The sequence below is a fragment of the Bradyrhizobium sp. cf659 genome (assembly GCF_900113725.1).
Taxonomy (GTDB): domain Bacteria; phylum Pseudomonadota; class Alphaproteobacteria; order Rhizobiales; family Xanthobacteraceae; genus Bradyrhizobium.
The window spans coordinates 1,170,420-1,195,895 of sequence record NZ_FOQJ01000001.1 but is presented as its reverse complement, the minus strand read 5'-3'; the positions used below and the strand labels follow the sequence as shown (position 1 = coordinate 1,195,895).

The following is a 25,476-nucleotide window of genomic DNA, read 5'->3' as shown; positions in this document are numbered from 1 at the left end:
GGATTTTCGATGCTTCCGATCACCGGCTATGCGGACCGCTGGAGCGTGCGCCCCGGCGACGACATCAACTTCATGATCGCGGTCAAGGGCGGCGGCCGCTATTCGGCGCGCATCGCCCGCGTCATCTGTGGTGACCCGAACCCGAAGGGGCCCGGTTATCGCGAGATTGCGGTCAAGTGGGACCTCGAAGGCCAGCACGATGGGATCGAGCAGACCATCGCAAAGGGCTCATGGGTCGATGTATCGGCACTGGCGCTGCCGGCAGGTCCGATCGCCTTTGCCGCGACCGTCTGGCCGACCTTGCTCGCCGCGGGCAAGCGGGCCGTGCTGAACTGGGCGGGCGCCGGCGGCTCGCTGACGCTCGGCGTCGGCGAAAGCGGCGCTTTCGCCCGGCTTGTCACCGGGCAGGACACCGTCGAGGTCGAGACCGGCATCGCGCTTACCGAGCGGGCGTGGCACGACATCGCCTGCCTGTTCGACCCGGTGACCGGATCGCTGGCGATCGCACAGGCCCCCCGCAAGATCAGGCTCGACCGCGACGAGCGCACGACGAAAATGCTGAGCGCGCCAAAGGCTGCGCTCGCCGGCATGGGGGCCGTCGCGATTGCGGCAGAGCGCGCGGGGCAGGGCGTGGTCCACCATTTCAACGGCAAGATCGAACGGCCGCGCATCGCCGATGGCGGTGCCGGCCTTGACGGCGTCATCGCCGCGCAGGGCTCCGGCGCGGCGGCCCCGGCCATCGCCGAATGGGATTTTTCCATCGGCATTCCGACCGACACGGCGACCGATATCGGTCCTTCCAAGGCGCACGGCGTTTGCATCAATCTGCCGACGCGCGCGATGGCGGGATCGCGCTGGACAGGCGGCGTGACGCACCGCTGGACGGAAGAGCCGAAGCTCTGGGGCGCGATCCATTTCCACGACGACGATATCGGTGATTCCGGCTGGCAGCCGTCGCTGACCTTCACCGTGCCGGAAGACTGGAAGAGCGGCGTCTATGCGCTGCACCTGGAAAAGGATGGCGCGCGCGACAACATCGTCTTCTATGTCCGCGCCAGGATACCGGGATCGCAGGCCAAGGTGGCCTTCCTCGCCCCGACCTTCAGTTACACGGTCTATAGCCAGTATCAGAAGAAGGGCAGGCAGGCCCTGATCACGGAGCGGTCGCTGGCCTGGGGCGCGCTGGCGCAGGCGCCGGACGGCCATCCCGAATACGGCGTCTCGCCCTACAACTTCCATTCGGACGGCAGCGGCGTGGTGATGTCGACCATGCGCCGGCCGCTGATCGACAAGCGCGTGAACCAGATCCATCTGGTCGATCCCAGCGACTACGGTTCCGGCCTGTACTGGATCTCCGCCGACAGCGCCATCACCGATCTTCTGACCCGCAAGGGCATCGATTTCGAAGTCATCACCGATCACGACGTCCATGCCGAAGGCGTCGGCCTGCTGTCGCAATACAGCGTCGTGCTCACCGGCCAGCATCCGGAATACCACACGCACGAGACGCTCGATGCGCTCGGCGCCTATCTCGGCAATGGCGGCCGCTTCATGTATCTCGGCGGCAACGGCTTTTACTGGAAGGTGGTGCCGCACGCGACGGGCACCTGGGCATTCGAGTTGCGACGCGCCGAGGGCGGCATCCGTCTCTGGGAAACGCTTCCCGGCGAGAGCTATCATGCTTTCGACGGGTCCTATGGCGGCCTCTGGCGACGGCTCGGCCGCCCGCCGCAGGCGCTGGTCGGTGTCGGCTTCAGTACGCAAGGGGAGTACATGGGTTTCCCCTACACCTTCCTCGACGGCATTCTCGATCCCCGCGTCGCATTCATGCGCGAGGGTATCGAGGATCTGGCAAGGCCCGGCGCCAAGCTGGGCGAGCGCGGCTTCATGGGCGGCGGCGCCGCAGGCCACGAGCTCGACCGCGCCGACACGCGCCTCGGCACGCCGCATCATGCGATCATCATCGGCCGGGCCGTGCTTACCGATCCGACCTATCAGCCGGTCAACGAGGAGCGCTACGACCATACCTGGCCGGCGTCGCGCGAGGAGATCATCCGTTCCGACCTGACCTTCTTCGAGACGCCGAATGGCGGCGCGGTGTTTTCCGTCGGCTCGATGAATTTCATCGGTGCGTTGCCGGTTGACGGCTACAACAACGTGGCGGCCCTGTTGGTGACCAATATCGTCCGCCGCTTCGCTGATTCCACCCCGTTCCAGGCGCCGAAAGCTTCGACTGCGTAGCAATGACGCGATGATGTTGCGCTTGCGTCAGCGCAAGATTAGTCTTGGGAACTCCTGAAAAAACGACAACAATACCAAGACCCAAGGTGACTGATGGCCCGCATCAACTACAGCGACCCGTCCAAGGCGTCCGACCGCACCCGCGAAATCCTCGACAAGAACCGCCACGCCAACATCTTCCGGATGATGTCGCATTCGCCGAGCTATTTTGAGCAGTATTGCCGCCTCGGCGGCGCCATCCGCCACAAGGGCGAGCTCGATCCGGTCGTGCGCGAGCTCGCGATCACCCGCACGGGCATCTTGTGCGAGGCGCCCTATGAGATCGTTGCCCACAAGCGCATCGGCAAGAATGTCGGTGTCACCGACGAGCAGAACGAAGCGCTGGAGAATTGGCAGGCGGCAAACTGCTTCAATGAGGTGCAACGCGCCGCGCTCGCCTTCACCGACGAGATCGTGAAATTGAACAAGCCGACGGACGCGACCTTCAAGGCGATCGCATCGAAGCTGACGCCGGCCGCGCTGGTCGAGCTCCAGCTTTCGGTCGGCTTCTACATCATGACGTCGAAATTCCTGGAGACGTTTGAGATCGATCTTCAGCCGGTCACGGAAGTGGTGGGCTGATCCAAAACCGCGGCGAGGGATGCCGATGACGATCGATGAATATGCGGCGTGGGCCGCAAGCGTTGCGAAAGTCGACGAGCATCCGTCGAACGAGCGGCTGTCCTATCTCGGGCTCGGCCTCGCCGGTGAATCGGGCGAGGTCGCCGATCACATCAAGAAGCTGCTGCGCGATGACTGGCTCGATCAGGCGGGCCTCGTCGATGAGCTTGGCGACGTCATCTATTACTGGGCCTGCCTGTGCGCGGCGACCGGCCAGAAGCCGTCCGAACTGCTGAAAGCAAGCGCGGCCAAGATCAATCGGCGACTGAGCGAGGCGGCGAGCCGCTAAGCCGTATCGGCGGAGTCACGTCGACGTCAGGATGTCCACCTTGGCATTGGCGACGATCAGGCGGTCGGCGAGCAGCTGCGCCAGGTTGCGCATGATGCGCTCGGAGGCCCGCGGGTGCTGCTCGCGGAAGCGCTCGAAATCCTTCAGTGGGGCTTCGAAGGCCGTCGCCGCCATGTCCGCGAACACGTCGGCGGAACGGGTGTGCTCCAGCAGTGCCATCTCGCCGAACGCCATGCCGGCGGTCAGCGTCGCCAGCCGCACGCCGTCGGGCAGCGTGACATGCACCGCGCCGCTGCGCAGGAAGAACAGGGCATCCGCCGGGTCGCCGGTGGTGAGGATCTTTGCGCCGGACTGATAGGTCCTGATGGTGCAGATGGCGCCGAGCTCCGCCAGCTCGTCGGCGCGGAGTCCTTCCAGAAGCGGCTGCTCGGCAAGCTCGGTGATCTCGTGAAAGTCGATCGAACCGCCATAGCGGTAGACGATCTGGTCTTCCGCCCATTCGATCGCGGTGTCGAGCAGGTAGAAGTCGCGAACGTTCTTCAGCTCCGCGGTCCATTCCCGCAGGCTGTTCCACTCCTTCGAGGCACGCCTGACGCCAGATAGCACCACCGTGACGTTCAGCGCGGCGAGCTCCTCGAAAGCCTCGGCCACGAGCCGCGCGCCGGCGCGCGTGGTGGAGGTGACGCGGTGGAGGTCGAAGATCACGAATTGCGGCCGTGGCCGCCCCGCGAGCCGCCGCGACACGTAGTCGACCGCCGACAGCGACAGCGTGCCGACCAGCTCGATGATCCGCACCTCCTGCTCATGCGCCGCCAGAATCTCGCGCTCCTGCGCACGGCGGACGCGGCGGGACGGGCTCTTGCCGATGTCGTAGTCGGCGATGACGGCGTTGCGCGCGTCGTCGCTGCGGTTGAGCATGTGCAGGTCGTAATGCGAGGACAGCGCCTCGCAGACCTTGATGCCGCGCACGCTGTTGCCGTGCTTGTCGAGCTTCGGCGAATAGCTGCCGAGCCCGAGACGGGCGGGGAGGGCCGCCAGAATGCCGCCGCCGACGCCGCTCTTGGCGGGGATGCCGATGCGGTAGATCCATTCGCCGGCATAGTCGTACATGCCCGAGGACGTCATCACCGACAGCGTGCGCGAGATCGCGTAAGCGCTCATCACCTGCTCGCCGGTGACCGGATTGATGCCGCGATTGGCGAGCGTTGCCGCCATCACCGCGATGTCGCGCGCCGTGACCAGCACCGCGCATTGCCGGAAATAGACGTCCAGCACGGCGGCGACGTTGTCCGAGATCACCGCATTGGTCTTCAGGAGATAGCCGATGGCGCGGTTGCGGTCGCCGGTCTGGCTTTCGGAGGTGTAGACGGCGTCGTCCACGGCAAGATCACGTCCCGCAAAGCGGCTGAGCGCAAGGCGGATCTGCTCGAAGGCCTCCGCGCCCTTGCTGTCGTAGATCAGTCCGGTGCAGGCGATCGCGCCGGCATTGACCATCGGGTTGAACGGGTGATTGTCGGAGTTGAGCCGGATCGAGTTGAAGGGATCGCCCGACGGCTCGACGCCGATCGCGCTCTCGACACGGCCGGCGCCCAGAAGATCCAGCGCCAGCGCGAACACGAACGGCTTCGACATCGACTGGATGGTGAAGGGCACCCGGCTGTCGCCGACCTCATAGACATGGCCGTCGAGCGTGGCGAGGCTGATGCCAAAATAGGCAGGGTCGGCCTTGCTCAGCTCGGGAATGTAGTCGGCCACGGCGCCGGCCGTTTCGGCAGAGAATTCGTTGAGGCAGGTGTCGAGAAACCGCAGCAAGGGCGGCTTCGAGCGGGTCCAGGCGGAGGCGGGCGGCGGTGTCATCGCCTCCTTGTGCAACGCAATCAGGGCACGCGCAACCCGTCCGGCATCGGCCCCTGCCGTCGGATCAACAGAAGCGCGATCAAGATCGTCGGCGCGAGGATCGCAAGGCCCAGCATGGTGACCTGCATCTGCGACAGCGGCATGATCCCGCCGCCGGGAGTCGCTACCACGAAGCCGCCGATCACCAGCAGCACGCGGACCGGCCATTCCAGCGCGCCGGCGCCGCGGAGGTCGCCGACGAAGGGCTGGTAGCCCTGGATGCCGCCGCAGATGAACAGCGTGCCGAACCCGGCCAGCGCCATCAGGCCGAGACCGGCGAGATAGGGGCTCGGCCCTTGCAGCACCAGCGCCGGATTGAGCACGAAGAAGAACGGGATGAAGTAGATGATGCTGCCGACCCACATCGATTCCCAGCCCGTCTTCATCGCCGGCGAGCCGGCGATGCCCGCGGCGGCGAAGGAGGCGATCGCAACCGGCGGCGTGATCGACGACAGCATGCCCCAGTAGAAGATGAACATGTGCACGGCCATCCTGTTGAGCCCGAGCTTCTCCAGCGCGGGCGCGACCAGGATGGCGAGGAAGATGTAGCAGGCCGTCGTCGTCAGCCCGAGGCCGAGAATGAGGCTGGTGAGAGCGCACATGCCGAGCAGCAGGAAGGGATTGTCGCCGGCAATATGCAGGAGGTCGTTGGCGAGGCTCGACACCACGCCGGTCATCGAGAATGCGCCGATCAGCAGGCCACAGCCGGCGAGGATGCCGACCAGCTCGACGAAGGTGCGTCCGTTGACCTCCAGGAATTTGCCGATCGTGCCGAGCGTCCAGCGCGTGTCCTTGGAGAACAGCTGGTTGAGCACGAGCAGCAGCGCGGTGGCATAGAACGGCGCGTGGCTCTCGCGCTTGAAGTAGAGCAGCATCACGATTAGGAGCGCGATGACGAAGACGTAGTACCAGCCGTCCTTGATCGTATCCATGATCCGCGGCAGCTCGGCGCGCGGAATGCCCTTCAGCCCGTGGCGCGCGGCGTAGGCGTCGACCTGCATGAACAGGCCGACATAATAGAGCGCGGCCGGAATGATCGCGGCGATCGCGACGTCGGCGTAGCTGACATTGAGGAACTGCGCGATCACGAAGGCGGTCGCGCCCATCACCGGCGGGGCCAGCACCGCGCCCGTGGAGGCGCAGGCCTCGATCGCGCCGGCATAGGAGGCGCGAAAGCCGCTCTTCTTCATGACAGGGATGGTCATGGTGCCGGCGGTGAGCACGTTGGAGATGATCGACCCCGACATCATGCCGAGCAGGCCGCTGGCAAAGATGCAGACCTTCGCCGCGCCGCCGCGGAACGTGCCGCACAGCGCGAAGGCAAGGTTGATGAAGAACTTTCCGGCCCCCGTCATCATCAGCGCGGTGCCGAATACGAGAAAGCCGATCACGGTGTCGGCGAAGGCCTGGATGGGAATGCCGAGCAGGCTCTCGCCCGACAGCACGTGATAGGCGGTGGCCTGCTCCAGCGTCGATTGCGTGCCGCGGAACGGACCTAACCAGCCGGCTTCGGCGAACAACGGATAGACGGTGAAGGGAAACACGCTCAAGAGCAGGCTCCAGCCGCCGGTGCGGCGCAGCGCCTCCATCAGCATCACCCACATCACGAGGCCTGCGGCGATTACGGTGTTCGGCGCGCCGCCGAATTCCCACCCGGCCTCCGCCACCTTGCGCACGTTCGACATCAAGAGCAGCGCCGCCGCGAAGGTCACGACGAAGAAGACGAGGTCGTACCAGGGAATGCGGTCGAGCGGCGCGCGCTCGGTCCCCGGGAAGATCAGGAAGGTGAAGGGCAGCATCAAGGCGATCAGGAGATAGAAATACTCCGTGTTGAGCTGGGTGTAGCCGATGAAGAATCGCAGCGAGAATTGCTGGTTGATGCAGAGCAGGATGGTCGCCGCGGTCGCGACCACCAGCGTCCAGCGCCAGGCGCCGTGAAGCGTGCGGACGCGCGTCACCTCCGCTTCCTGCATGTTGGTGGCGGCGCCGTGAGGATCGTCGAACACGACCCGCTTGGCCTCGTCCTCGAGACCGGTGGAGACTGAAGCAGACATGATCGACCCCGTGCGCGGGCTATGAACCGCTGTAGACTAGTCCTCGAACCCGTTCGTCATGTCGGCCTTCGCAAGCGCCGCCGCGCGGGCCTTCATCCAGCCGTCGAGGAATGCCTTGTCGTCGGCAGGCGGATTGGACTTGCCGTACTCCGTCCACGCTGCGCCAAGCACCTCCTGGCGCTTGATCAGCTTGTTGTTGTGCGCGTCCTGCGCGTCGTTCCATTGCCCGGCTTCCTTCAGCGCCTTCACCGCGCCGGGATGCAGCGGCACCACCCAGTTCTTGGTCTGCCGGTCGGCGGCAAGGCCGCCCGCGCCGGGCGCGGAGTCCTTGTAGGCGTCGTAGTTCACGATCATCGCCTTGGTGATGGCGTAGACCTGGTCGGCCGGTTGCGAGGCGTAGGTCACGAAGATCGGGTAGGGGTAGTTGCCGAGCTCGACCGGCTTGTCCGGCGAGATGCCGGCGCCGCAGGTCGCAAGTTGCGGGAAGAAGAACGAGCCGACCTTCTGCATCCGCGCCCAGCCTTCCTTGTCCTTGGCCGGCAGCGGCGGCCAGATCAGGCCGCGCGGCGAAGTTTCGGCCTCCTTGGCGGGGCCGGTGATGGTGGTGCCGAAGGCGGCGTCGGTGTCGTTGTTGATCAGGCCCTTCCACATCGCGCCGTAGCTGGCGAACTCGACCACCTTGACGTCCTTCTGCGTCAGCCCGGCGAAGGCGAGCACCGCGAGCGAGTTCTGGTTCAGCGCCGGCGAGCCCACCACGAATCCGACGCGCTTGCCTTTCAGGTCTTTCAGATCTTTCACTCCGGTGTCGGCGGCGACGCCAAGCGAACCGCAATTGCAATCGACGCTCGAGAGCAGGATCTGGAGCGGCTGCGGGCCCCATTCCTTCGAGCCGAACTCGAACACGCCTTCCTGCGCGAAATAGGTGCCCGATCCCATCGCCGCGGACACGGCACGCTTGGCGCGCAACGGCGCAAGCCGCGCGACGTCGTTGCCTGCGGGGAGCACGCGCACGTCGGTGCCGTATTTGTCCTTCATCATCTTGCCGACGCCGACAGCGATGTTGAAGCCGGCGGTGCCGGTGTCATAGGCGGTAAACGTCAAGGTCGCCGGCAGCTTGATGTCTTCGGCGAACGAATAGCGTGTAGACGCAAAAGAAATGCCCGCAACCAAGGCAGGCGCGAGCACGAGCAGCCCACGAAGCATGATTCCCTCCAATGATCATCGCGTTTGCCGCGAAGATTTTCTTTCTTTGTTTGAAACAGATTTTGCTTGAATCGGATCATGTCATCGGTGTCAGGCGATGGCAACGCTGTACCGTGAATGCGCGATCTCGCTTCCACTGGCGAACGCGATGCCTCCCAATCGTCATGGCCGGGCGTGTCCCGGCCATCCACGTTCTTTTCACGCTGAAACAAGCACGTGGATGCCCGGAACACGCCCGGGCATGACGAGCTTGTGGAGCGACTGATCGCATAAGGAGCACTTGATCCGCGTTGCGAGGCGCCCTCTGACACATTGTCGCGGCTGCGAGCGCACCGCATCCGCGCTCAACTCGCGACGATCGCGATCGCCTGTCCCTCGGCGACGATGTTGTCGAGCTTCACCAGAAGCGATGTGATCGTGCCGCTCGCGGGCGAAGGCACGGGGATCTCCATCTTCATCGCCTCGACCACCACAACGTCGTCGCCATCCGCGACGGTTCCTCCAACTTGCACGGGAGTTGCGCAGACGCGACCCGCGACTTCAGTGACGATCTTAATTTCTGGCATGCCATCGCCTTTTTGTTGTGGTCGCAAAATGCCTGAGGTAGTTTCTTCTGCAAGCGGAATTTAATTCCGCATAGCGGAACAACTGGTAGGGATCATGGGACGACGTTCGGAGCGGTTGAGTAGGCAAGGTGCGCTCGCTGGCGAAGCCGGTGAGGGTGATGTCATCCAGGTGGTGTCGCGCGCGTTCGACGTGTTGCGATGCTTCGAGGGCCACGAGGCCCGGCTCGGCAATCTCGAGATTTCAAATCGCTGCGGCCTGCCGCGCTCGACCGTGTCGCGGCTCACGCACACGCTGACGCGCATGGGCCAGCTCGTCTATCTGCCGCGCGATCAGAAATATCGCATCGGTCCGAGCGCGGTGGCGATGAGCGCCTCGATGATGAAGGGCGCGCAGCTGCGCAGCATGATCCGCCAGCGGCTCCAGGAAGTCGCCGAGCAACTGCCGGGTACGGTCGGCTTCGTCGTCCCCGATCGCTTCCATCTCGTCTATCTCCAGTTCGCGCGCTCGGCGACCGCGCTCGGCCTGCATGAAGGCACCGGCAGCCGCATCTCGATGGCCTCGACCGCGGCAGGCGCGGCCTACACCGCGGCATTGGCGCCTGAGGTCGGCGATGCCTTCATTGCGGACATGGAGCGCGAAGCTCCCGAGGCGGCCAAGATCCTGAAGCCCCGCATCGAAGCCAACCGTCAGTCGCTGCGCGAGCGCGGCTATGTCGTGGCCTGCGGCCTATGGAGCCCGCACATCAATGGTCTCGCGGTGCCGATCTGGTCGCCGCAGTACCAGACCTTCGTCGTCATCACGATCGGCCTTCTGTCCGCGATGTATGACGAGCAGCGGCTGCATGCAGAAGTCGCGCCGCTGATGCTCGCGCTCGGCCGCTCGCTCGGCAGCCTGATCGAGGGCGCAGAAGGCGATGTCTTCAACAACCGCATCCCGCGTAAACCGGTCGCAATGGCCGTGCACAACAATAACAAGCCGATCAATTCGGAGGGAGTGAATGAACTGGAAGCCGGAACTCGACGAGCTCGCCCGGCGCGAAGCCTTCGCGCGGGAGATGGGCGGCGTTGACAAGGTCAAGCGACAGCATGACCAGGGCCGGCTGACTGTTCGGGAGCGCATCGACAAGCTGATCGACAAAGGCAGCTTTCACGAGATCGGTGCCGTCTCCGGCATCGGTGAGTACGATTCCAGCGGCGAGCTGCAGAAATTGACGCCGGCGAACTGCGTGTTCGGCCGCGCGCGCGTCGACGGCCGCACCGTGGTCGTGGTCGGCGACGATTTCACCGTGCGCGGCGGCTCGGCGGATGCGTCGATCTCGGCCAAGCCCTTGATGGCGGAGGAGATGGCGCACGACTTCCGTCTGCCCATCGTCCGCATCGTCGAAGGCTCCGGCGGCGGCGGCTCGGTCAAGACCATCGAGACCAAGGGCGCGGCGAACCTGCCCGGCGGCATCGGCGGCACGCGCTGGTATCGCTTCACGACGGAAAACCTGTCGCGCGTACCCGTGGTCGCGCTCGGCCTCGGCTCGGTTGCGGGCCTTGGCGCCGCGCGCCTTGCCGCCAGCCACTATTCCATCATGACCCGGAAGTCCGCGATGTTCGTCGCGGGGCCGCCGGTGGTGAAGGCGCTGGGGCAGGACCTCTCGAAGGAGGAGCTCGGCGGCGCCGACATCCAGACCCGCGCCGGCGCGGTCGATCATGCCGTCGACACCGAGGAAGAGGCTTTCGCCTGCGCGCGGCGTTTCCTGTCCTATCTGCCGTCGTCGGTCTACGAACTGCCGCCGACCTTGCCCTGCACCGACAATCCCGAGCGCACCGAGGAAGCGCTGATGAACGCGGTGCCGCGCAACCGCAAGCAGGTCTACAAGATGCGGCCGATCATCGAGCAGGTCGTCGACAAGGGCTCGTTCTTCGAGGTCGCCGCCAATTTCGGCAAGCCGATCATCGTTGGCCTCGCCCGGCTCGAGGGCAGGGCGGTGATGCTGCTGGCGAGCGACAGTTTTCACTATGGCGGCTCCTGGACGGCGGATGCGTGTCAGAAGGTGGTGCGCTGGGTCGATTTCGCGGAAACCTTCCATCTGCCCATCGTCTATCTCATGGACTGCCCCGGCTTCATGATCGGCCTCGATGCCGAGAAGGCGGCGACCATCCGCCACGGCGTCCGCGTCATGGCCGCGGTCAACCAGACCACCGTGCCCTGGTGCACGGTGATCCTGCGCAACGCCTTCGGCGTCGCTGGCGTGGTGCATCAGCCGGCCGACCGCTTCTCGATCCGCTACGCCTGGCCGTCGGCCTATTGGGGCTCGCTGCCGCTCGAAGGCGGCATCGAAGCCGCCTACCGCGCCGACATCGATGCGGCCGAGGACAAGGCGGCCAAGCTGAAGGAGATCGAGGAACGGCTGAACAAGCTGCGCTCGCCGTTCCGCTCGGCCGAGAAGTTCTGGGTCGAGGAGATCATCGATCCGCGCAGGACAAGGTCCTTGCTCTGCGAGTTCGCGCGGCTGGCCGAGCCGCTCCGCAAGGCCGGACCTCCCGGAAACATGACGATCAGGCCGTAACGGCGACCGTCATTGCGAACCTACGGGTCGGCGCGGGGCGCGGCCCGACGACGGGCTCCGCGAGGCTGCCCAGAATCCGCGGACGGTCCGGACAAGATCCGGGCCCCCGGCGCGAGCGTTTGCGCGCCACGCCCGTCCGGGACGGGGCTCCGCGAAGGTTCGGGGTTACTGGTTCGCCCCGAATTCGTGACCCGACCGGGCTCATCCTCGATGATCTCGTTTAAGCGGTGTTAATGATGCTTTCTCAATATGACACATCTCATTGGTGCGGTCCCTGTTTATAGGGTTCCCGTAAGCGTTGATTAAGATGGCTGTCGCCATATTTCGCCCGTGACGATCGGGTGGCCGGCGGCAAGGTCCTGCCTATCTCCTCCCGTCACTGGTGTTTTGGAAAATTTCTTCGCCGCAACGACGGCAACCAGGGTGAAGGCATGCTCGGCCGCGTAGTGTTTCGTTTCGCGAGAGACCGGAAGGCCAACGTCGCCATCATCTTCGCGCTCACGATGATTCCCATCATCTTTCTGCTGGGCATGGCGCTCGACTATACGCTGGCCCTGCGCAAGCGGGAGCAATTGAACGCTGCTGCCGACGCGGCCGCGATCGCGGCCGTGAGGCCGGCGATGCTGACGCAGAACGACGCCAGCGTCGTCCAGGCCACCGCCGCAGCCGTCTTCGCAGCGAAGGCCAATCTTCCCGGACTGTCGACGACCCCGACACCGACGGTCACTGTCGTCGATTCCGGCCTCGCGCGAACCATCACGGTTGCCTACACCGCGCAGTCCATCAACAATTTCCCCGGCGTTCTCGGCAAGACGACCTGGCAGGTCAGCGGTTCCGCGACGGCGAAGGCGTCGAGCGCACCCAACATGAATTTCTATCTGCTGATGGACGACTCTCCGTCCATGGGGATCGGCGCGACCACGACCGACATCAGCAATCTCATCAAGTACACCGCCCCCACGTACCAGTCGGCAGGGGGCTCGCAGAACTGCGGCTTCGCCTGTCATGAAACCAATATCGCTCACGACGGCGGGACCAAGGATAACCTCGCGATCGCGCGACAAAGAAATATCACCTTGCGGATCGATCTCGTGACGAGTGCCGTCAACCAGTTGCTGAATAGCTGGTCGAACTGCCCGCAGTCGGGCGTTTCGGGCGGCGTCATGCAGTGCATGTCGGCGTTGAACAACACCACCTACAAAGCGGCGCTCTATACGTTCGATTTGGGTTTGAACGCACTGGCCACGCTGACTACCCCGACCAGCGCCGGAACCCAGGTTTCCAACATCGCGCTGATGCCGGTCGCCTACCAGAACTGCGTCGTTGTGACGACCAACTGTAAGACCGACAATGGCACAGATATCGCCGGCGCGCTTAAAAGCCTCAACGACATCATGCCCACTCCCGGGCTTGGCAGCAACGTGTCGGGAGATACGCCACAGGAGGTGATCTTCCTTGTTAGCGACGGCGTCGAGGACAAGATCGTCTCGGGCGCTTCGACTTGCCCCAACGCGAGCCTCGCCTCCAACAATCGATGCCAGCAGCCGCTCGACACGACGATCTGCGCGACCATCAAGAACCGGGGCATTAAGATCGCTGTCCTCTATACGGAATACTTGCAACTTAAGACCCCCAATATCCCGGTCACGAACAGCTGGTACATGAGCTGGGTGGACCCGTACAACGAGCCGACTTCCTTGACCGGCACCATCGCACAAAACCTGCAATCATGCGCCTCGCCTGGCTTCTATGCCTCCGTTCAAACCGGTGGCGACATTTCTACAGCGCTGACGAACCTCTTCATCAAGGTTGCGTCAAGCACCGCAAGCCTCGTGCAGTAGAGAAGCGCCATGACTGGTCCACAGGCGACAACGAGAAGGAGGCGCGGCGGTCGCTGCGCAGCTTTCGCCCGGGACAGCAGGGGCGCCACGGCCGTCGAATTCGCGCTCGTCGCTGCGCCGTTCCTCGCCCTCATCATCGCGCTCATTCAGACGTTCCTCGTTTTCTTTGCCCAGCAATTGCTCGAATCCGTCGTGCGCCAATCGGCGCGCCTCGTCATGACGGGACAGGTTCAGTCCGCGCAGATGACGCAGGCCGTATTCAAGCAGAAGGTCTGCGACCAGGTCGTGATCCTGTTCACCTGCAGCGGCCTGATGGTCGACATGCAGGTGGCGACGTCCTGGTCGGCCGCCAATACGGGCATTCCGACCTTGACCTTCGACGGCACGGGAGCGGTCACGAACACCTGGCAGTACGATCCCGGCAATTCCGGCGACATCGTCGTTCTCCGGGTGATGTACCAATGGCCGGTGTTCCTCGGGCCGCTCGGTTTCAATCTCTCGAATCTTTCCAACGGCAACCGGTTGATCATGTCGTCCGCCGCGTTCCAGAACGAGCCAGGGAGCTGACTGATGATCGCCGTCTTGTCGTCTCGCGCACGGCACCTGCGAACCGACGTTCGCGGCGTTGCAGCGACGGAGTTCGCCATCGTCGCCCCGTTCATGCTTCTGCTCTATATCGGCGGCGTCGAGCTGGGAAACGGGCTCGCCATGAACGTCAAGGTCAGCGCGACCGCGCACAGTGTCGCCGACATGGTTTCGCAGAACACGCAGGTGAGCGCGGCCCGCATGCAAGCAATTCTTGGCGCCGCGACGGCAATCATGGCGCCTTATGCCGTCAAGAACGGCAGCACCTCCCTGATGACGATCACGGTCTCTGGAGTCTCGACCGACAGCAACGGCAATGCGACGGTGCAATGGAGCACGTCGACGAACTCGTCGGGGGCGAGAACCGTGGGTCAGCAGATGACCTTGTCCCAGTTCACCGCCACCAATCCGAACAATCCAAACAACGCCAACATCTCACTCGTCCTGAGCGAGGTGTCCTATGACTACACACCCAACCTCGGCTATACGATCGCCGGCACCGTCAAGCTGACCGACAGCTATTACCTGTTCCCGCGCTGCTCGACGAACAGCCCGGCCAACTCGAGCTTTCCATATTACGACGTGAAGTATTCCTCGACGATGACGACGACGTGCACATGCGTTCAGCATCTGCAGCAGAAGACCTGCTAGCTGAGCAAGGCGGCGGCGGTTGACCGGGATGCAGGCGGGCAATGACGGCGTGATGCGGCTGCCCGACGCGTCAAACGCCCGATAGGCGCACGTGGTATCTGGCGCGAGGACCGAGACATTGATCTCTCGGGCAGATCGCGCCACGGCGCACCCGAGCGCAACACCCAGACGATGCCATTCAGCACCTGTCGGTCATCGCCACGCGGCACGCCTCTCGGCTCATTGGGCGGAAGTGGCTCGATCACGCGCCACTCGAAGTGGATTCGCGACTTGGCTCTACAACGTCGGTGATCTCTCCGACCAAGCTTTGGTGGCTTGGCAAATTTCCATCGCTCGGGCGTAGGCGGGGCGTGTGGTCGTGCGGGCGAGATAGGCACGCTCGACTGAACCCGGCGTATAATTGCTGGTTCGCAGACCAAGCAGGAGAGCGTAGCTCACTGAAATGTCAGCAGCAGTGAACTGGTCTCCGGCGAGAAATGGACGATTTGCGAGACGCTGGATGACCAATCCCAGCCGGCTATGAAAGGTCTCTAGTGCCCAGTTCGTGACCCGGGCGTTTCGCTCTGCTTCGGGCGCGAGTGCGCGACCGACGAAGACGGCGTTCATTGGTCCAGCGAGCCCAGCCTCTCCCAAACGGAGGAATTGCAGATAGGCGCCGAAAGCCGGATCATCCGGGGCGACGGCGAGCGGGCTCGGACCGTGGCGGGCAAGCAGGTATTCGAGGATCGCGATCGATTCGACCATGATCATCTCGCCGTCCTGTAGCGCCGGGATAAAGCCGGCGGGGTTGATCGCAAGAAAATCGGGATCATTCTCGACAGCGAGCAGATCGACCGGGCGCAGGCGATAAGCCACTCCCAATTCCTCGAGCAGCCAAACGACACGGAACCCACGACCTTCGCCATAGACAGTGAGCATAGTTGAGCGTCCTTACGCTGGCTTTAGTGCCTAAATTCGCGGGAGCGAAATTCCCACTCTGACACGATATGTACAAGGCTCGTCGAATACTCCTGCGCAACGCCTTCGGCGTCGCCGGCGGTCGCGACCTTCCGCTTCCGGCGCAACGCGAAGCCGGTTGCATGTCGCAAGCGCTGGAGGTGTCAAAGGCGGACGTTCGTACTCTGCGAGTTAATCATTCCGGTCGCAACGTGTGGCTTATTGGGGATTGAAGAGAGCGGCTCGCAAATGCAGCCATTTTCGGCCGTTCTTTAGGCCCATTTCAGCCAAACTGTTATCAGTTGCTCATCTTCCGGGGCAGGACCCTTCAACTCGGAGTCCTGCAATGTTCAAGCCAGTTCTTTTTGCGTGTTTCTTTGTTGCCGTCAGCTCTATTGCTTCGGAAGCACGACCCTACCGCATTGATCACGCGCCCGAATGCAATGTCATCATGCCTTGCGACTTCTCGCATTCGCAAACGCGCCGCGAGCGCGTTTCCAGGTCCTCATCACAGGCGCCCAATTCAAGACAGCTCACAATGGCCGTCGCTGGCAACGCCGTTGCGGCGGTGAATGTCTCCGGCGATCGGGTCGTCGGCGGTCGACCGGTCGGTTGCCCTTCGTCCTTCTGCGGTTGCGGCGCGGCCCTGCGCGTGTTTGGTCGTATGATGCCGGAATTGAATCTTGCGGCCAACTGGCTGCGTTTTCCGCGGACATCGCCAGCGCCGGGAATGGTGGCGGCACGACGCGGCCACGTGTTCGTCCTGGAGCAGCACCTCGGGGGAGACATCTGGATGGCGTATGACGCCAACTCGGGCGGACACGCAACAAGAATGCACGCGCGTTCCTTGCGGGGCTATACGGTCGTCAACCCGCGCGGCACGACGAGTTGAGGGAAACGCCGACATCAATCTCGATATGTGACTGAAGCAGGAACGAGACCTCGGCGGGCTGCCAGACCATTGGCGGCTCGCCTTCGCCCACCCCAACCGTTGACAAAGACAGGCTTATCAGACGTACAGAACTTTGTTCAGTCGCTCGAGCTGAGTATTGAATTTGCTTGGGAAGTAGACCTCGTCGCTTGTGACGAAATCGCACATTTCTGCAAGGGCCGTGGTCCAGGCAAGGGCCCGGCCATGATTGGACTGTGCAAATGCGACCGGGTCCATCGCCGCCCGATCTGGCGTCCGCCTGTTGACTATCTGATCGTACTTTTCCCATTCGATGGCGTTGATGGCGCCACGACCGGCTAGCACACTGGTGGTGCCACCGCCCATGAGCTTGGCCATCGTTTGTTGCATCTCGTGCATCGCTGCGGCGGCAACGTTGAGCTCGGTGCCTGCCATGATAACGAGCTTCATCGACTCGCAAGCGAGACCGGCCCACATCGCGCGCCACGCCTGGAGATCGGCGACGGCTGCGGCAATACGAGCCGTTCCGCCATATTGTTGGATTTTTCTTTCAGCGAGCTTCTGGTCTATCAAGCCGCGCGCGATGTCGGCGGCCACGCCTATCCTGTCCGTGAACTCCACATGTGCCGCGACGATCTCGACCTTTCTGCCTTCCAGCCGCTTGAACTCTTTCGCAACGGCCGTCGAGGTTGCGGCGGATACCGCTCGCCGATAGGCGTCGACGGTGGATCTGCTGTTGTGGGCTGCGTTGAGTGCGTCAGCCAGAGCGTCGAGCATGACCTTGTGGTAGGCATAGTAGGGATGCGTCGTCAGCGAGGCGCCGAGCCATTTCTTGGCGAGGTCCATGGAGATCTTGATGCCGAGCTTAAGAAGCGCGCCGTCTCGCTTCGTCTCGTCAACTGCATCCTCTACTCTGCGGACGTACTCGTAGTACTTCTTGGCTTTGTCCGCCTTGGCGAGAACTTTCGACAGAGTGCCGGGTTTCACCGGGCTCTCGTTATACTCGTGCAAGAGCGCTTGCGCCCTGGCGAGCGGCCCAGAGGCCGGGCTTCGCCGATATTTGTCGTAAGTCTTCAGTCCCTCGGACGCGAAGGTCCAGAAGCTAGCGGTGGTATCGAGGGATTTCTCTATCTTCTTATAGAAGCGTTCATCTTCGACACTAGCTCTAACCGCCATCTCTATCTCTCCTCGCAATCGAGACCAGGCGAAATCGTCTCGTCACTCGCTGTTGGTGAGGCGGAACCTGTCGCTGCTAAATTCATGGCCGCTCAGTGGTGACTCATTATCAAAGTCACGATCCGACGCCGTCATCCGATTGAAGGATATCGGCGCTGACATCTTCATGCACGTCGGGCGGTCGAGGAGGGAGAGACGCCGACCTCGGCAGAAGAGTTCGTGTCAGCTACGAAGGCAAGCCGCGACACGTCCGTTCGCGTCGCAATGTGGTGCAGCCGAGTTGACTCTCGTGCAGGGGATTGCGTGGTCAGCCGATACCCTGCGAAGCATCCTTCATTGAGCATCGTACGGTTGCGGCAGGATGGCGTGATGCCGCTGTTTTGCCCAACGTGCCAAATGGTCTTGCAGATGCAGGAGGCATCTGCCGCCGGCCATCGGCTACATTGCATGGGGTTGTTTTCGAGTTTTTCGCGGAAGGCTTGCCGCGAGCGTCGCCGCGCTACGCGCTCTCCGTCTCCCGATGCACGTCGTGCACCACCAGCCCCATGCCTTGCTCGGGCATCTTGATCCAGTCGCGCCGCTTCAGCGTGCGCTTGGTGTCCTCAAAGCCGCTGGCCCAGTGCTCGCGCATCGAGGTGCCCGAGAATTCGTGGTCCTTGGCGTCGCCCTCATAAGCCTTCTGCTGGTAGATCAAGTGCAGGATCGCGATCTCGGGCATATGGCAGAGGCTGGCCTTGAGATTGCGCTCCTCGTCGGAGAGTTGCTCCTCCGGCAGCTTCGCCAGGGCCTTGTAGAGCACGACCTTGAGATTGTGCGTGCGGCGATAGACGTCGGTGTTGTGGCGTGTGCGCGAGGAATACATGATGTCCTTGTGGCGGGCCATCACGTCCTGGATCGAGCGCGGCAGCACGCCGCGAGCGCTGAACAGGTCGACCTGGAACACCAGCGAATTGAGCGCGTCCTCCTGGTCGAGCAGATGCTGGAGCGGGGTGTTGGAGACGATGCCGCCGTCCCAGAAATGATCGGTGCCGATCCGCACCATCGGCAACGCCGGGGGCAGGGCGCCGGAGGCCATGATGTGCTCCGGCCCGATCTCGTCATGGGCGTTGTCGAAATAGATGAAGTTGCCGGAGAGCACGTTCACCGCGCCGACCGCGAAGCGGACCTTCTTCTCGTTGATGAGATCGAAGTCGACGAGCTCGCGCAGGCTCTCGCGCAGCGGTGTCGTGTCGTAATAGCTCGTCGCGGTTCTGGCGCCGACCGGGCTGAACCAGGGATTGACCTGGTGCGGGCTGAAGAAGCCGGGCTGGCCCATGGCTGACGTCATCCACGCGCTGGTGAGGTTGCGCCACTGGCGGAAGACGTCGCCATCCGGCGTGTAGTGCCAGACCTTGCGGTTGGTGATGCGCTCCCAGAAGACTTGCAGCGCATCTAACCGTTTCTCCGGCCTGTTGCCGGCGATGATGGCGGAGTTGATCGCGCCGATCGAAACGCCGCAGACCCAGTCAGGTTCGATGCCGGCCTCGTGCAGCGCCTGATAGACGCCGGCCTGGTAGGCGCCGAGCGCGCCGCCGCCTTGCAGCACCAGCGCGACGCGGTCGCAGCGCTCGGGACGCCAGCCCCGCGCGGGAGGCTGATGGGTCTGATAAGTCGGTTGCGACGTGCGGGCGTCCATGGCGATGCCTCCTGCCTTCACCGAACGATTGCGTCCCGCGGTGACGGCGTGATGACAGGGTCGGTGCCCGATGCATCATCTGCATGCAGGTCAATCGCAACGGGAATGGCACGTGGGTCGCGCGCCTGACGGAAATCCTTCACATCGCAGTCAATGACGGCCGCTAGCAATTTGCATCGCCGCCCGACGCTGCCGGGCAGGCATCACAGACATGAGGAGACCAGCGATGCGCAGGGAAGATGTGCTGAGACTTCCGTCCATGCCGGCCGCGGGACCGAGCTATCCGGCCGGTCCCTATCGCTTCGTCAACCGCGAATTCCTCGTCATCACCTACGAGACCGATCCGGACCTGATCCGCGCCGGCCTGCCCGAGCCGCTGGAGCCGATCGACCAGCCGATCGTGCATTACGAATGGATCAGGATGCCGGACTCCTCCGGCTTCGGCAGTTACACCGAGTCCGGGCTCGTCATCCCTGCGCGCCTGCATGGCGAGGAGGTCAACTTCGTCTCGCAGATGTATCTCGACGACGATCCGCCGATCGCCGCGGGCCGCGAGATCTGGGGCTTTCCCAAGAAATACGCCCATCCCAAGCTCGAGATCGTCAAGGACACGCTGACGGGCACGCTGGAATATGCCGGCCAGCTCGTCGCCATGGGCACGATGGGCTACAAGCACGAGAGCATGGCCGGCAACGGCGATCTCACCCGCGCGACGCTGTCGAAGACGCAGGTGAATCTGAAGATGATCCCGGGCGTCGACGGCCGTCTCGACGTCTGCCAGCTCGTCGCGATCAACCTCACCGATATCGTGCCGAAGGGCTCCTGGATGGGGCCCGGACGTCTTCACCTTGTGCCGCACGTCAATGCGCCGGTTGCCGATTTCCCGGTTCGCCGCGTCGTCGGCGCGCATCACTACATCGCCGATCTGACGCTGCCGTTCGGCCGCGTCGTGCACGACTACATCAGGGAAGCCGAGGCGGCGGCCGCGACGGGGCTGGCCGCGGAGTAGGGCGGCGCCATCATCATACTGTAACAAAGGCGTAATTGAGTACCCGCGAGGTCCGGAAGATGCCGTCAGCCATCTTCCGGAGACGGGGCATGTGTTGACGGTTGGGGCGACCATGGCTGAGCCGGCAAAGCTTGTCAGCGCGATATCGGGGGCTGAGCCTGCCATTCCGGGCCTCGTCTGGGCGTTCCGACTGCACAGCGACGGCAGCGCCGAGGCGCTGCCGATCGACCGGCCGATCGAGTTCAGCCATGACGGCCGGCTCTGGCTGCATTTCAACCTGACCGACGCGCGGGCGCGGCCGTGGATTGCGGCCTCACAGCTGCCGCCGCTTGCGCGCGAACTGCTGCTGTCGAACGACACGTTCCAGCAGCTCCATGTCATCGACCACTGCGTCTACGGCGTGTTCTCCGACCTCGTGCGCGACATCGACAGTCCCACGGAAGAGACCGCGTTCCTGCGCTTCGCCATGACCGAGCACCTGCTGGTCAGTGGCCGCCATCAGGCGCTGTGCTCGGCGGATGCGACGCGCCGGGTGCTCGAAGGCGGCTACCGCGTCGACAACGTCGCCCATCTCCTGGAAAAGATCGTCGACGAGGTCGCCGACACGCTGGACAGGATGGCCGACAAGCTCGGGCAGGAGATCGACGGCATCGAGGAACGCATCCTCGCCGACGAGGCGAGGCCGGAGATGCGCCGCACCCTCGGCCGGCTGCGCCGGACCTGCGTCAGGCTGCATCGTCAGCTCACCGGCCTGCGCGTGCTGTTTCACCGGCTCGACCAGAAGAACACCGATCACCTGTCGCCGGCCTTGCGGATCCACGCCGGCAAGCTGGCGCAGCGGCTCGATGGCCTCGATCACGACATCGTCGAGCTGCGCGAGCGCAGCCGCCTGCTCGAGGAGGAGCTGCGCTTCAAGAACGAGGAGGAGAGCAACCGCCACCTCCACACGCTCTCCATCGTGACCTCGCTGCTGCTGCCGCCGACGCTGATCACCGGCATCTTCGGCATGAACACCAAGGGCCTGCCGCTGACTGACGTCGAGAGTGGATTTCTCTGGGCGGCGGTGCTGATGGCCTCGTCGGTCGGTGCCTCCTATTTGTTCATGCGGCGCACGGGCATTTTCAAGTAGCGCACCAGCCGTGAACGGCACTGCCGACAGATCTCCGCTGCGAAGCGTGGCTGCAATTGCGCTGGCATGCACCTTGGCCAGCACGAGCGCGCGCGCCGGCGCCAAGGACGAAAGCGCGGCCGAGTGGCTGGCGCCAAAATGGTTCAACGAATGGCATGACGGGCTCGCCAACAAGGGCCTGAATTTCGGCGCCACCTATATCGCCGACAATATTGGCAATGTGTCCGGCGGCGTTGCGCGCGGCGCCATCCATTTCGGTCGCCTCGATCTCTCGGTCGATGCCGATCTCGACAAGCTCGTCGGTTGGACCGGCGGCCGGTTCTATGCCAACGCCTTCGTGATCTACGGCCGCGGGCTCTCGCGCAACTACGTGCAAAACCTCGCCACCATCAGCGAGATCGAGGCGCTGCCGGACCAGCGGCTCTACAACGCCTATTTCGAGCAAAGCTTCTTTGGCGACAGGCTGAACATCAGGGCCGGCCAGCAGGCCGCGGATGTCGAGTTCTTCGACAGCCAGACCGACGACCTCTTCATCAACGGCACCTTCGGCTGGCCCGCCATCAAGGCGAGCAACCTCCCGGCCGGCGGCCCGGCACCGCCGATCGCGGTGCCCGGCATTCGCGTCAAGGCCGCGCTGTCGGACCAGATCACCGCCTATGGCGCGGTGTTCAACGGCGATCCGTCCGGGCCGGGCGATGCCGATCCGCAGCTGCGCGACCATCACGGCCTCGCATTCCGCGTCAACGATCCGCCCTGGGTGATCGGGCAGGTCCGCTTCAACTACGACATCGATATCGGCGGCCGTCCGCTCGCCGGCAATTTCACGCCGGGCGCCTGGAAGCATTATGGCTCGTTCGACAGCCAGCGTTTTACCGCGGAGGGCCTGTCGATCGCCGATCCCTCTGGAAGCGGCGTTCCGGCCAAGCTTCGCGGCAACTACGGCATCTTCGCCGTGATCGAGCAGGTGCTCTACCGCCCGCCGGAGGTGAAGGACAACAGCACGTCTGCGTCCATCCCCGGCATCACCGCCTTCGGCCGCATCGCCTACGGCCCGCCGGACCGCAATCTGATCGATCTCTATGTCGACGGCGGCATCGGCTTCGTCGGATTTGTCCCAAGCCGTCCGCTCGATCGCTTCGGCGTCGCGATGGCCTATATGCGGATCTCGAACACCGCCCGCAATCTCGATCTCGACACGCAGGCCTTCACCGGCGTGCAGAGCCCGGTGCGCAGCAACGAGACCCTGATCGAGATGATCTATGAGGCGCATGTCAAGCCGGGCTGGCTGGTGGCGCCGTATTTCCAGTATGTGTTCCGCCCCTCGGGCGGCATCCCGAACCCGAACGATCCGAGCGGCGTTTCGCGGATCGGTGACGCCGCAGTCTTCGGCGTCACCACCACGATCCGGTACTAGGGTGGCTTACGCCATCGCGGCCTGCGTCTTCGGCTTCGGCTGCCGCGACAGGGCCAGCACGATCAGCGAGGCGAACACGCAGAGCGCGCCGGCGATGAAGAAGGCGGGCAGGTAGCTCTGGAGCAGCGTTCGCGACAGGCCCGCACCAAAGGCGGCCGTGCCGGCGCCGAGCTGGTGCCCGGCGAAGATCCAGCCGAACACCAGGTTGGCGCGCTCGGGGCCGAACTTCTGCGCGGTGAGGCGCACGGTCGGCGGCACCGTGGCGATCCAGTCGAGGCCGTAGAACATCGCGAAGATCGACAGGCCATAGAACGAGAAATCACTGAAGGGGAGGAAGATCAACGAGAGCCCGCGCAGGCCGTAGTACCAGAACAGGAGCCAGCGATTGTCGTAACGGTCCGACAGCCAGCCCGAGAAAATCGTGCCGAAGAAGTCGAAAATGCCCATCGCAGCCAGCAGGCTCGCGGCCTGGACCTGCGGGATGCCGAAATCGAGGCACATCGGGATCAGGTGGACCTGGACGAGACCGTTGGTCGAGGCGCCGCAGACGAAGAAGGTCGCAAACAGGATCCAGAACGCACTCGATTTCGAGGCGTCGCGCAGCGTGCCGAGCGCCACCGCGGTGATCGAGCCGTGGTTGACGGGCGGGGCGGGCACGGGCTCGGTGCCTTCGTCGCCGAACGGGCGCAGGCCGAGGTCGCTCGGACGGTCACGCATTGCGAGCAGGACTGCGAGTGCGGAAACGCCGAGCATGATGCAGACGAAGCCGAGCGCCAGCCGCCAGCCGAAGCGTTCGGTGAGGCTTGCGAGCAGCGGCAGGAACACGAGCTGACCGGTGGCGACGCTCGCGGTCATGATGCCGATGACGAGGCCGCGTCGCGCCGCGAACCAGCGCGTGGCGATGGTCGCCCCCAGCACCAGCGCGGTCATGCCGGTGCCGATGCCGATCACGACGCCCCACAGGGCTATCAGCTGCCAGACCTCGGTCATGCCGAGCGATGCGACCAGCGCCGAGACGACGATCAGCTGTGCGGTCAGCGTGACGTTGCGCAGGCCGTAGCGGTTGAGCAGGGCGGCGGCGAACGGCGCCATCAGCCCGAACAGGATGAAGCGGATCGACAGCGCGGACGAGATCTCCGCCGTGCTCCAGCCGAACTCCTTTTGCAGGGGAACGATGAACACGCCGGGCGCACCGACCGTGCCGGCGCTGATCAGCGCGGCCAGGAAGGTCACGCCGACCATCACCCAGCCGTAGTGGATATTGCGGCGGCTGAGTGTTGCCGCGAGCCAGTTCGAGATCATTGGGCCTCAATCAGGGTTGGCGGTCCCGCGCGGGACCCGTGTCATCGTTGCAATCTGGCACATTTGCCGGAAGTCTCAAATGTCAGACTTCCCTCAATTTCGGACATTGCCGCTAGTGCGTCAGCCGCTCCACCGCGATGGCCGTGGCTTCGCCGCCGCCGATGCAGAGCGCGGCAACGCCGCGCTTGAGGTTCTGCGCCTCGAGCGCATGCAGCAGCGTCACGATCAGCCGCGCGCCGGTGGCGCCGATCGGATGGCCGAGCGCGCAGGCGCCGCCATTGATGTTCAGCTTGTCGCGGGGAATGCCGAGATCGCGCTGCGCCGCCATCGCCACCACGGCAAAGGCCTCGTTGATCTCGAACAGATCGACGTCACCGGCGGTCCAGCCGACCTTGTCGAGCAGCTTGCGGATCGCCGGGATCGGCGCGGTGGTGAACCATTGCGGCTCCTGGCTGTGGGTGGCGTGGCCCTTGATCACGGCAAGCGCCGGAAGGCCGTTGCGATCGGCCAGCGACCGCTTGGTCAGCACCAGCGCGGCGGCGCCGTCGGCATTGGCGGAGGAGGCGGCCGGCGTGATCGTGCCATTGGCGCGGAATGCCGGCTTTAGGCCTGGGATCTTTGCGGGATCGACTTTCAGCGGATGCTCGTCGTTGGCGATGACGCGCGGGCCGGCCTTCTCGGTCAGCGTGATCGGCGCGATCTCGGCCTTGAACGCACCGCCCTCGACCGCCTTGCGGGCGCGGCTCAGCGTCTCCATCGCATAGGCGTCCTGGTCCTTGCGGGTGAACTGATAGGCCTCCGCGGTGGCCTCGCCGAAATCACCCATCGAGCGGCCGGTCTCGTAGGCGTCCTCAAGGCCGTCCATCATCATGTGGTCGATGATGCGGTCGTGGCCGGCGCGATAGCCGCCGCGTGCCTTGGCGAGGAGATACGGCGCATTGCTCATGCTCTCCATGCCGCAGGAGACGACGATCTCGGCCGAGCCGGCGCGGATGATGTCGTGCGCCAGCATGGTCGCCTTCATGCCGGAGCCGCAGACCTTGTTGACCGTGGTGGCGCCGGTCGCGTCAGGCAGGCCGGCGGCGCGCGCCGCCTGGCGCGCCGGTGCCTGGCCTTGTCCCGCCGGCAGCACGCAGCCCATGAAGACCTCGTCGACCTTCTCGGGCGCGAGGTTTGCGCGCTCCAGCGCCGCGCCGATCACATGCGATCCGAGCTTATGCGCGGCCAGCGGCGACAATTCGCCCATGAAGCGGCCGAGCGGGGTGCGGGCGGCGGAGACGATGACGACGGGATCGGCGGCTTCGGCCATGACGGGACTCCCTAGCGATGACGGCTGAGTAAGATTATAGTCATCATATGATGCGGCGCAAAAAATGCAACG

21 protein-coding genes and 1 pseudogene are annotated in these 25,476 nt (G+C 64.1%); 12 read left to right on the top strand and 10 right to left on the bottom strand.

The window, feature by feature from the left end:
* The first annotated feature begins 9 nt into the window (after positions 1–9).
* The 3 genes from BM118_RS05965 to BM118_RS05955 all read left to right on the top strand — a co-directional run bounded on the left by BM118_RS05965 (position 10) and on the right by BM118_RS05955 (position 3,190).
* Positions 10–2,241, top strand: coding sequence for a N,N-dimethylformamidase beta subunit family domain-containing protein (locus tag BM118_RS05965; protein ID WP_092183090.1), 2,232 nt, complete (start codon positions 10–12; stop codon positions 2,239–2,241).
* Between the two features lie 93 nt (positions 2,242–2,334).
* Entirely contained in the window at positions 2,335–2,862 is a 528-nt protein-coding gene (locus BM118_RS05960) for a carboxymuconolactone decarboxylase family protein (RefSeq protein ID WP_092183088.1), read from the top strand.
* Positions 2,863–2,887: 25 nt separating this feature from the next.
* Positions 2,888–3,190 (top strand): nucleoside triphosphate pyrophosphohydrolase family protein, encoded by a 303-nt coding sequence (locus BM118_RS05955; protein ID WP_167770661.1) that lies wholly within the window; start codon positions 2,888–2,890, stop codon positions 3,188–3,190.
* A gap of 15 nt (positions 3,191–3,205) precedes the next feature.
* On the opposite strand, the gene glsA is transcribed toward BM118_RS05955, so the two are convergent.
* From glsA to BM118_RS05935, 4 genes are all read right to left on the bottom strand, one after another.
* A complete protein-coding gene (gene glsA, locus BM118_RS05950; RefSeq protein ID WP_092183084.1) occupies positions 3,206–5,047 on the bottom strand; it encodes a glutaminase A in 1,842 nt (613 codons plus the stop codon).
* Between the two features lie 20 nt (positions 5,048–5,067).
* On the bottom strand, positions 5,068–7,140 hold the full coding sequence (locus BM118_RS05945; protein ID WP_177234046.1) for a TRAP transporter permease: 2,073 nt from the start codon (positions 7,138–7,140) through the stop codon (positions 5,068–5,070).
* Positions 7,141–7,176: 36 nt separating this feature from the next.
* On the bottom strand, positions 7,177–8,343 hold the full coding sequence (locus tag BM118_RS05940; protein WP_092183080.1) for a TAXI family TRAP transporter solute-binding subunit: 1,167 nt from the start codon (positions 8,341–8,343) through the stop codon (positions 7,177–7,179).
* 344 nt (positions 8,344–8,687) lie between these two features.
* Complete coding sequence (locus tag BM118_RS05935; RefSeq protein WP_092183078.1) at positions 8,688–8,909, bottom strand: biotin/lipoyl-containing protein; 222 nt, start codon at positions 8,907–8,909, stop codon at positions 8,688–8,690.
* 94 nt (positions 8,910–9,003) lie between these two features.
* Between BM118_RS05935 and BM118_RS05930 the strand changes: the two genes are divergently transcribed.
* The 5 genes from BM118_RS05930 (at position 9,004) to BM118_RS05910 (ending at position 14,544) form a co-directional block, all read left to right on the top strand.
* Complete coding sequence (locus BM118_RS05930) at positions 9,004–9,978, top strand: IclR family transcriptional regulator (RefSeq protein ID WP_177234045.1); 975 nt, start codon at positions 9,004–9,006, stop codon at positions 9,976–9,978.
* The gene (locus tag BM118_RS05925; protein WP_092183074.1) at positions 9,908–11,467 is read left to right on the top strand and encodes an acyl-CoA carboxylase subunit beta; all 1,560 of its coding nucleotides are present in this window, start codon (positions 9,908–9,910) and stop codon (positions 11,465–11,467) included. Before BM118_RS05930 ends, BM118_RS05925 begins: the two co-directional genes overlap by 71 nt.
* Before the next feature lie 431 nt (positions 11,468–11,898).
* The gene (locus tag BM118_RS05920) at positions 11,899–13,308 is read left to right on the top strand and encodes a TadE/TadG family type IV pilus assembly protein (protein WP_092184289.1); all 1,410 of its coding nucleotides are present in this window, start codon (positions 11,899–11,901) and stop codon (positions 13,306–13,308) included.
* A gap of 9 nt (positions 13,309–13,317) precedes the next feature.
* Positions 13,318–13,875: a TadE/TadG family type IV pilus assembly protein gene (locus tag BM118_RS05915; protein WP_092183072.1), complete on the top strand. Its 558-nt coding sequence runs from the start codon at positions 13,318–13,320 to the stop codon at positions 13,873–13,875.
* Positions 13,876–13,878: 3 nt separating this feature from the next.
* Positions 13,879–14,544, top strand: coding sequence for a TadE/TadG family type IV pilus assembly protein (locus BM118_RS05910; protein ID WP_092183070.1), 666 nt, complete (start codon positions 13,879–13,881; stop codon positions 14,542–14,544).
* A gap of 104 nt (positions 14,545–14,648) precedes the next feature.
* Here BM118_RS05910 and BM118_RS05905 read toward each other — a convergent pair.
* A pseudogene (locus tag BM118_RS05905) lies at positions 14,649–14,807 on the bottom strand (transposase); the annotation flags it as partial.
* 13 nt (positions 14,808–14,820) lie between these two features.
* Positions 14,821–15,462, bottom strand: a complete 642-nt coding sequence (locus tag BM118_RS05900) for a glutathione S-transferase family protein (RefSeq protein ID WP_092183068.1) — start codon at positions 15,460–15,462, stop codon at positions 14,821–14,823.
* A 364-nt stretch (positions 15,463–15,826) separates the two neighbouring features.
* Between BM118_RS05900 and BM118_RS05895 the strand changes: the two genes are divergently transcribed.
* Positions 15,827–16,372: a hypothetical protein gene (locus tag BM118_RS05895; RefSeq protein WP_177234044.1), complete on the top strand. Its 546-nt coding sequence runs from the start codon at positions 15,827–15,829 to the stop codon at positions 16,370–16,372.
* Between the two features lie 117 nt (positions 16,373–16,489).
* Here BM118_RS05895 and BM118_RS05890 read toward each other — a convergent pair whose 3' ends face one another.
* Both BM118_RS05890 and BM118_RS05885 read right to left on the bottom strand, forming a co-directional pair.
* Positions 16,490–17,566, bottom strand: a complete 1,077-nt coding sequence (locus BM118_RS05890) for a hypothetical protein (RefSeq protein WP_092183066.1) — start codon at positions 17,564–17,566, stop codon at positions 16,490–16,492.
* 499 nt (positions 17,567–18,065) lie between these two features.
* Positions 18,066–19,241 (bottom strand): patatin-like phospholipase family protein, encoded by a 1,176-nt coding sequence (locus BM118_RS05885; RefSeq protein ID WP_092183064.1) that lies wholly within the window; start codon positions 19,239–19,241, stop codon positions 18,066–18,068.
* 226 nt (positions 19,242–19,467) lie between these two features.
* Between BM118_RS05885 and BM118_RS05880 the strand changes: the two genes are divergently transcribed.
* The 3 genes from BM118_RS05880 to BM118_RS05870 all read left to right on the top strand — a co-directional run bounded on the left by BM118_RS05880 (position 19,468) and on the right by BM118_RS05870 (position 22,793).
* Complete coding sequence (locus BM118_RS05880; RefSeq protein ID WP_092183062.1) at positions 19,468–20,250, top strand: acetoacetate decarboxylase; 783 nt, start codon at positions 19,468–19,470, stop codon at positions 20,248–20,250.
* Positions 20,251–20,362: 112 nt separating this feature from the next.
* Positions 20,363–21,379 (top strand): transporter, encoded by a 1,017-nt coding sequence (locus tag BM118_RS05875; RefSeq protein ID WP_092183060.1) that lies wholly within the window; start codon positions 20,363–20,365, stop codon positions 21,377–21,379.
* Positions 21,380–21,389: 10 nt separating this feature from the next.
* Positions 21,390–22,793, top strand: a complete 1,404-nt coding sequence (locus tag BM118_RS05870) for a carbohydrate porin (RefSeq protein ID WP_092183058.1) — start codon at positions 21,390–21,392, stop codon at positions 22,791–22,793.
* 6 nt (positions 22,794–22,799) lie between these two features.
* On the opposite strand, the gene BM118_RS05865 is transcribed toward BM118_RS05870, so the two are convergent.
* Together BM118_RS05865 and BM118_RS05860 are read right to left on the bottom strand one after the other, a co-directional pair.
* Positions 22,800–24,095 carry an MFS transporter gene (locus BM118_RS05865; protein WP_092183056.1) on the bottom strand — a complete coding sequence of 432 codons (1,296 nt, stop codon included), beginning with the start codon at positions 24,093–24,095 and terminating at the stop codon, positions 22,800–22,802.
* 112 nt (positions 24,096–24,207) lie between these two features.
* On the bottom strand, positions 24,208–25,404 hold the full coding sequence (locus BM118_RS05860; protein WP_092183054.1) for an acetyl-CoA C-acyltransferase: 1,197 nt from the start codon (positions 25,402–25,404) through the stop codon (positions 24,208–24,210).
* Between the last annotated feature and the right edge of the window lie 72 nt (positions 25,405–25,476).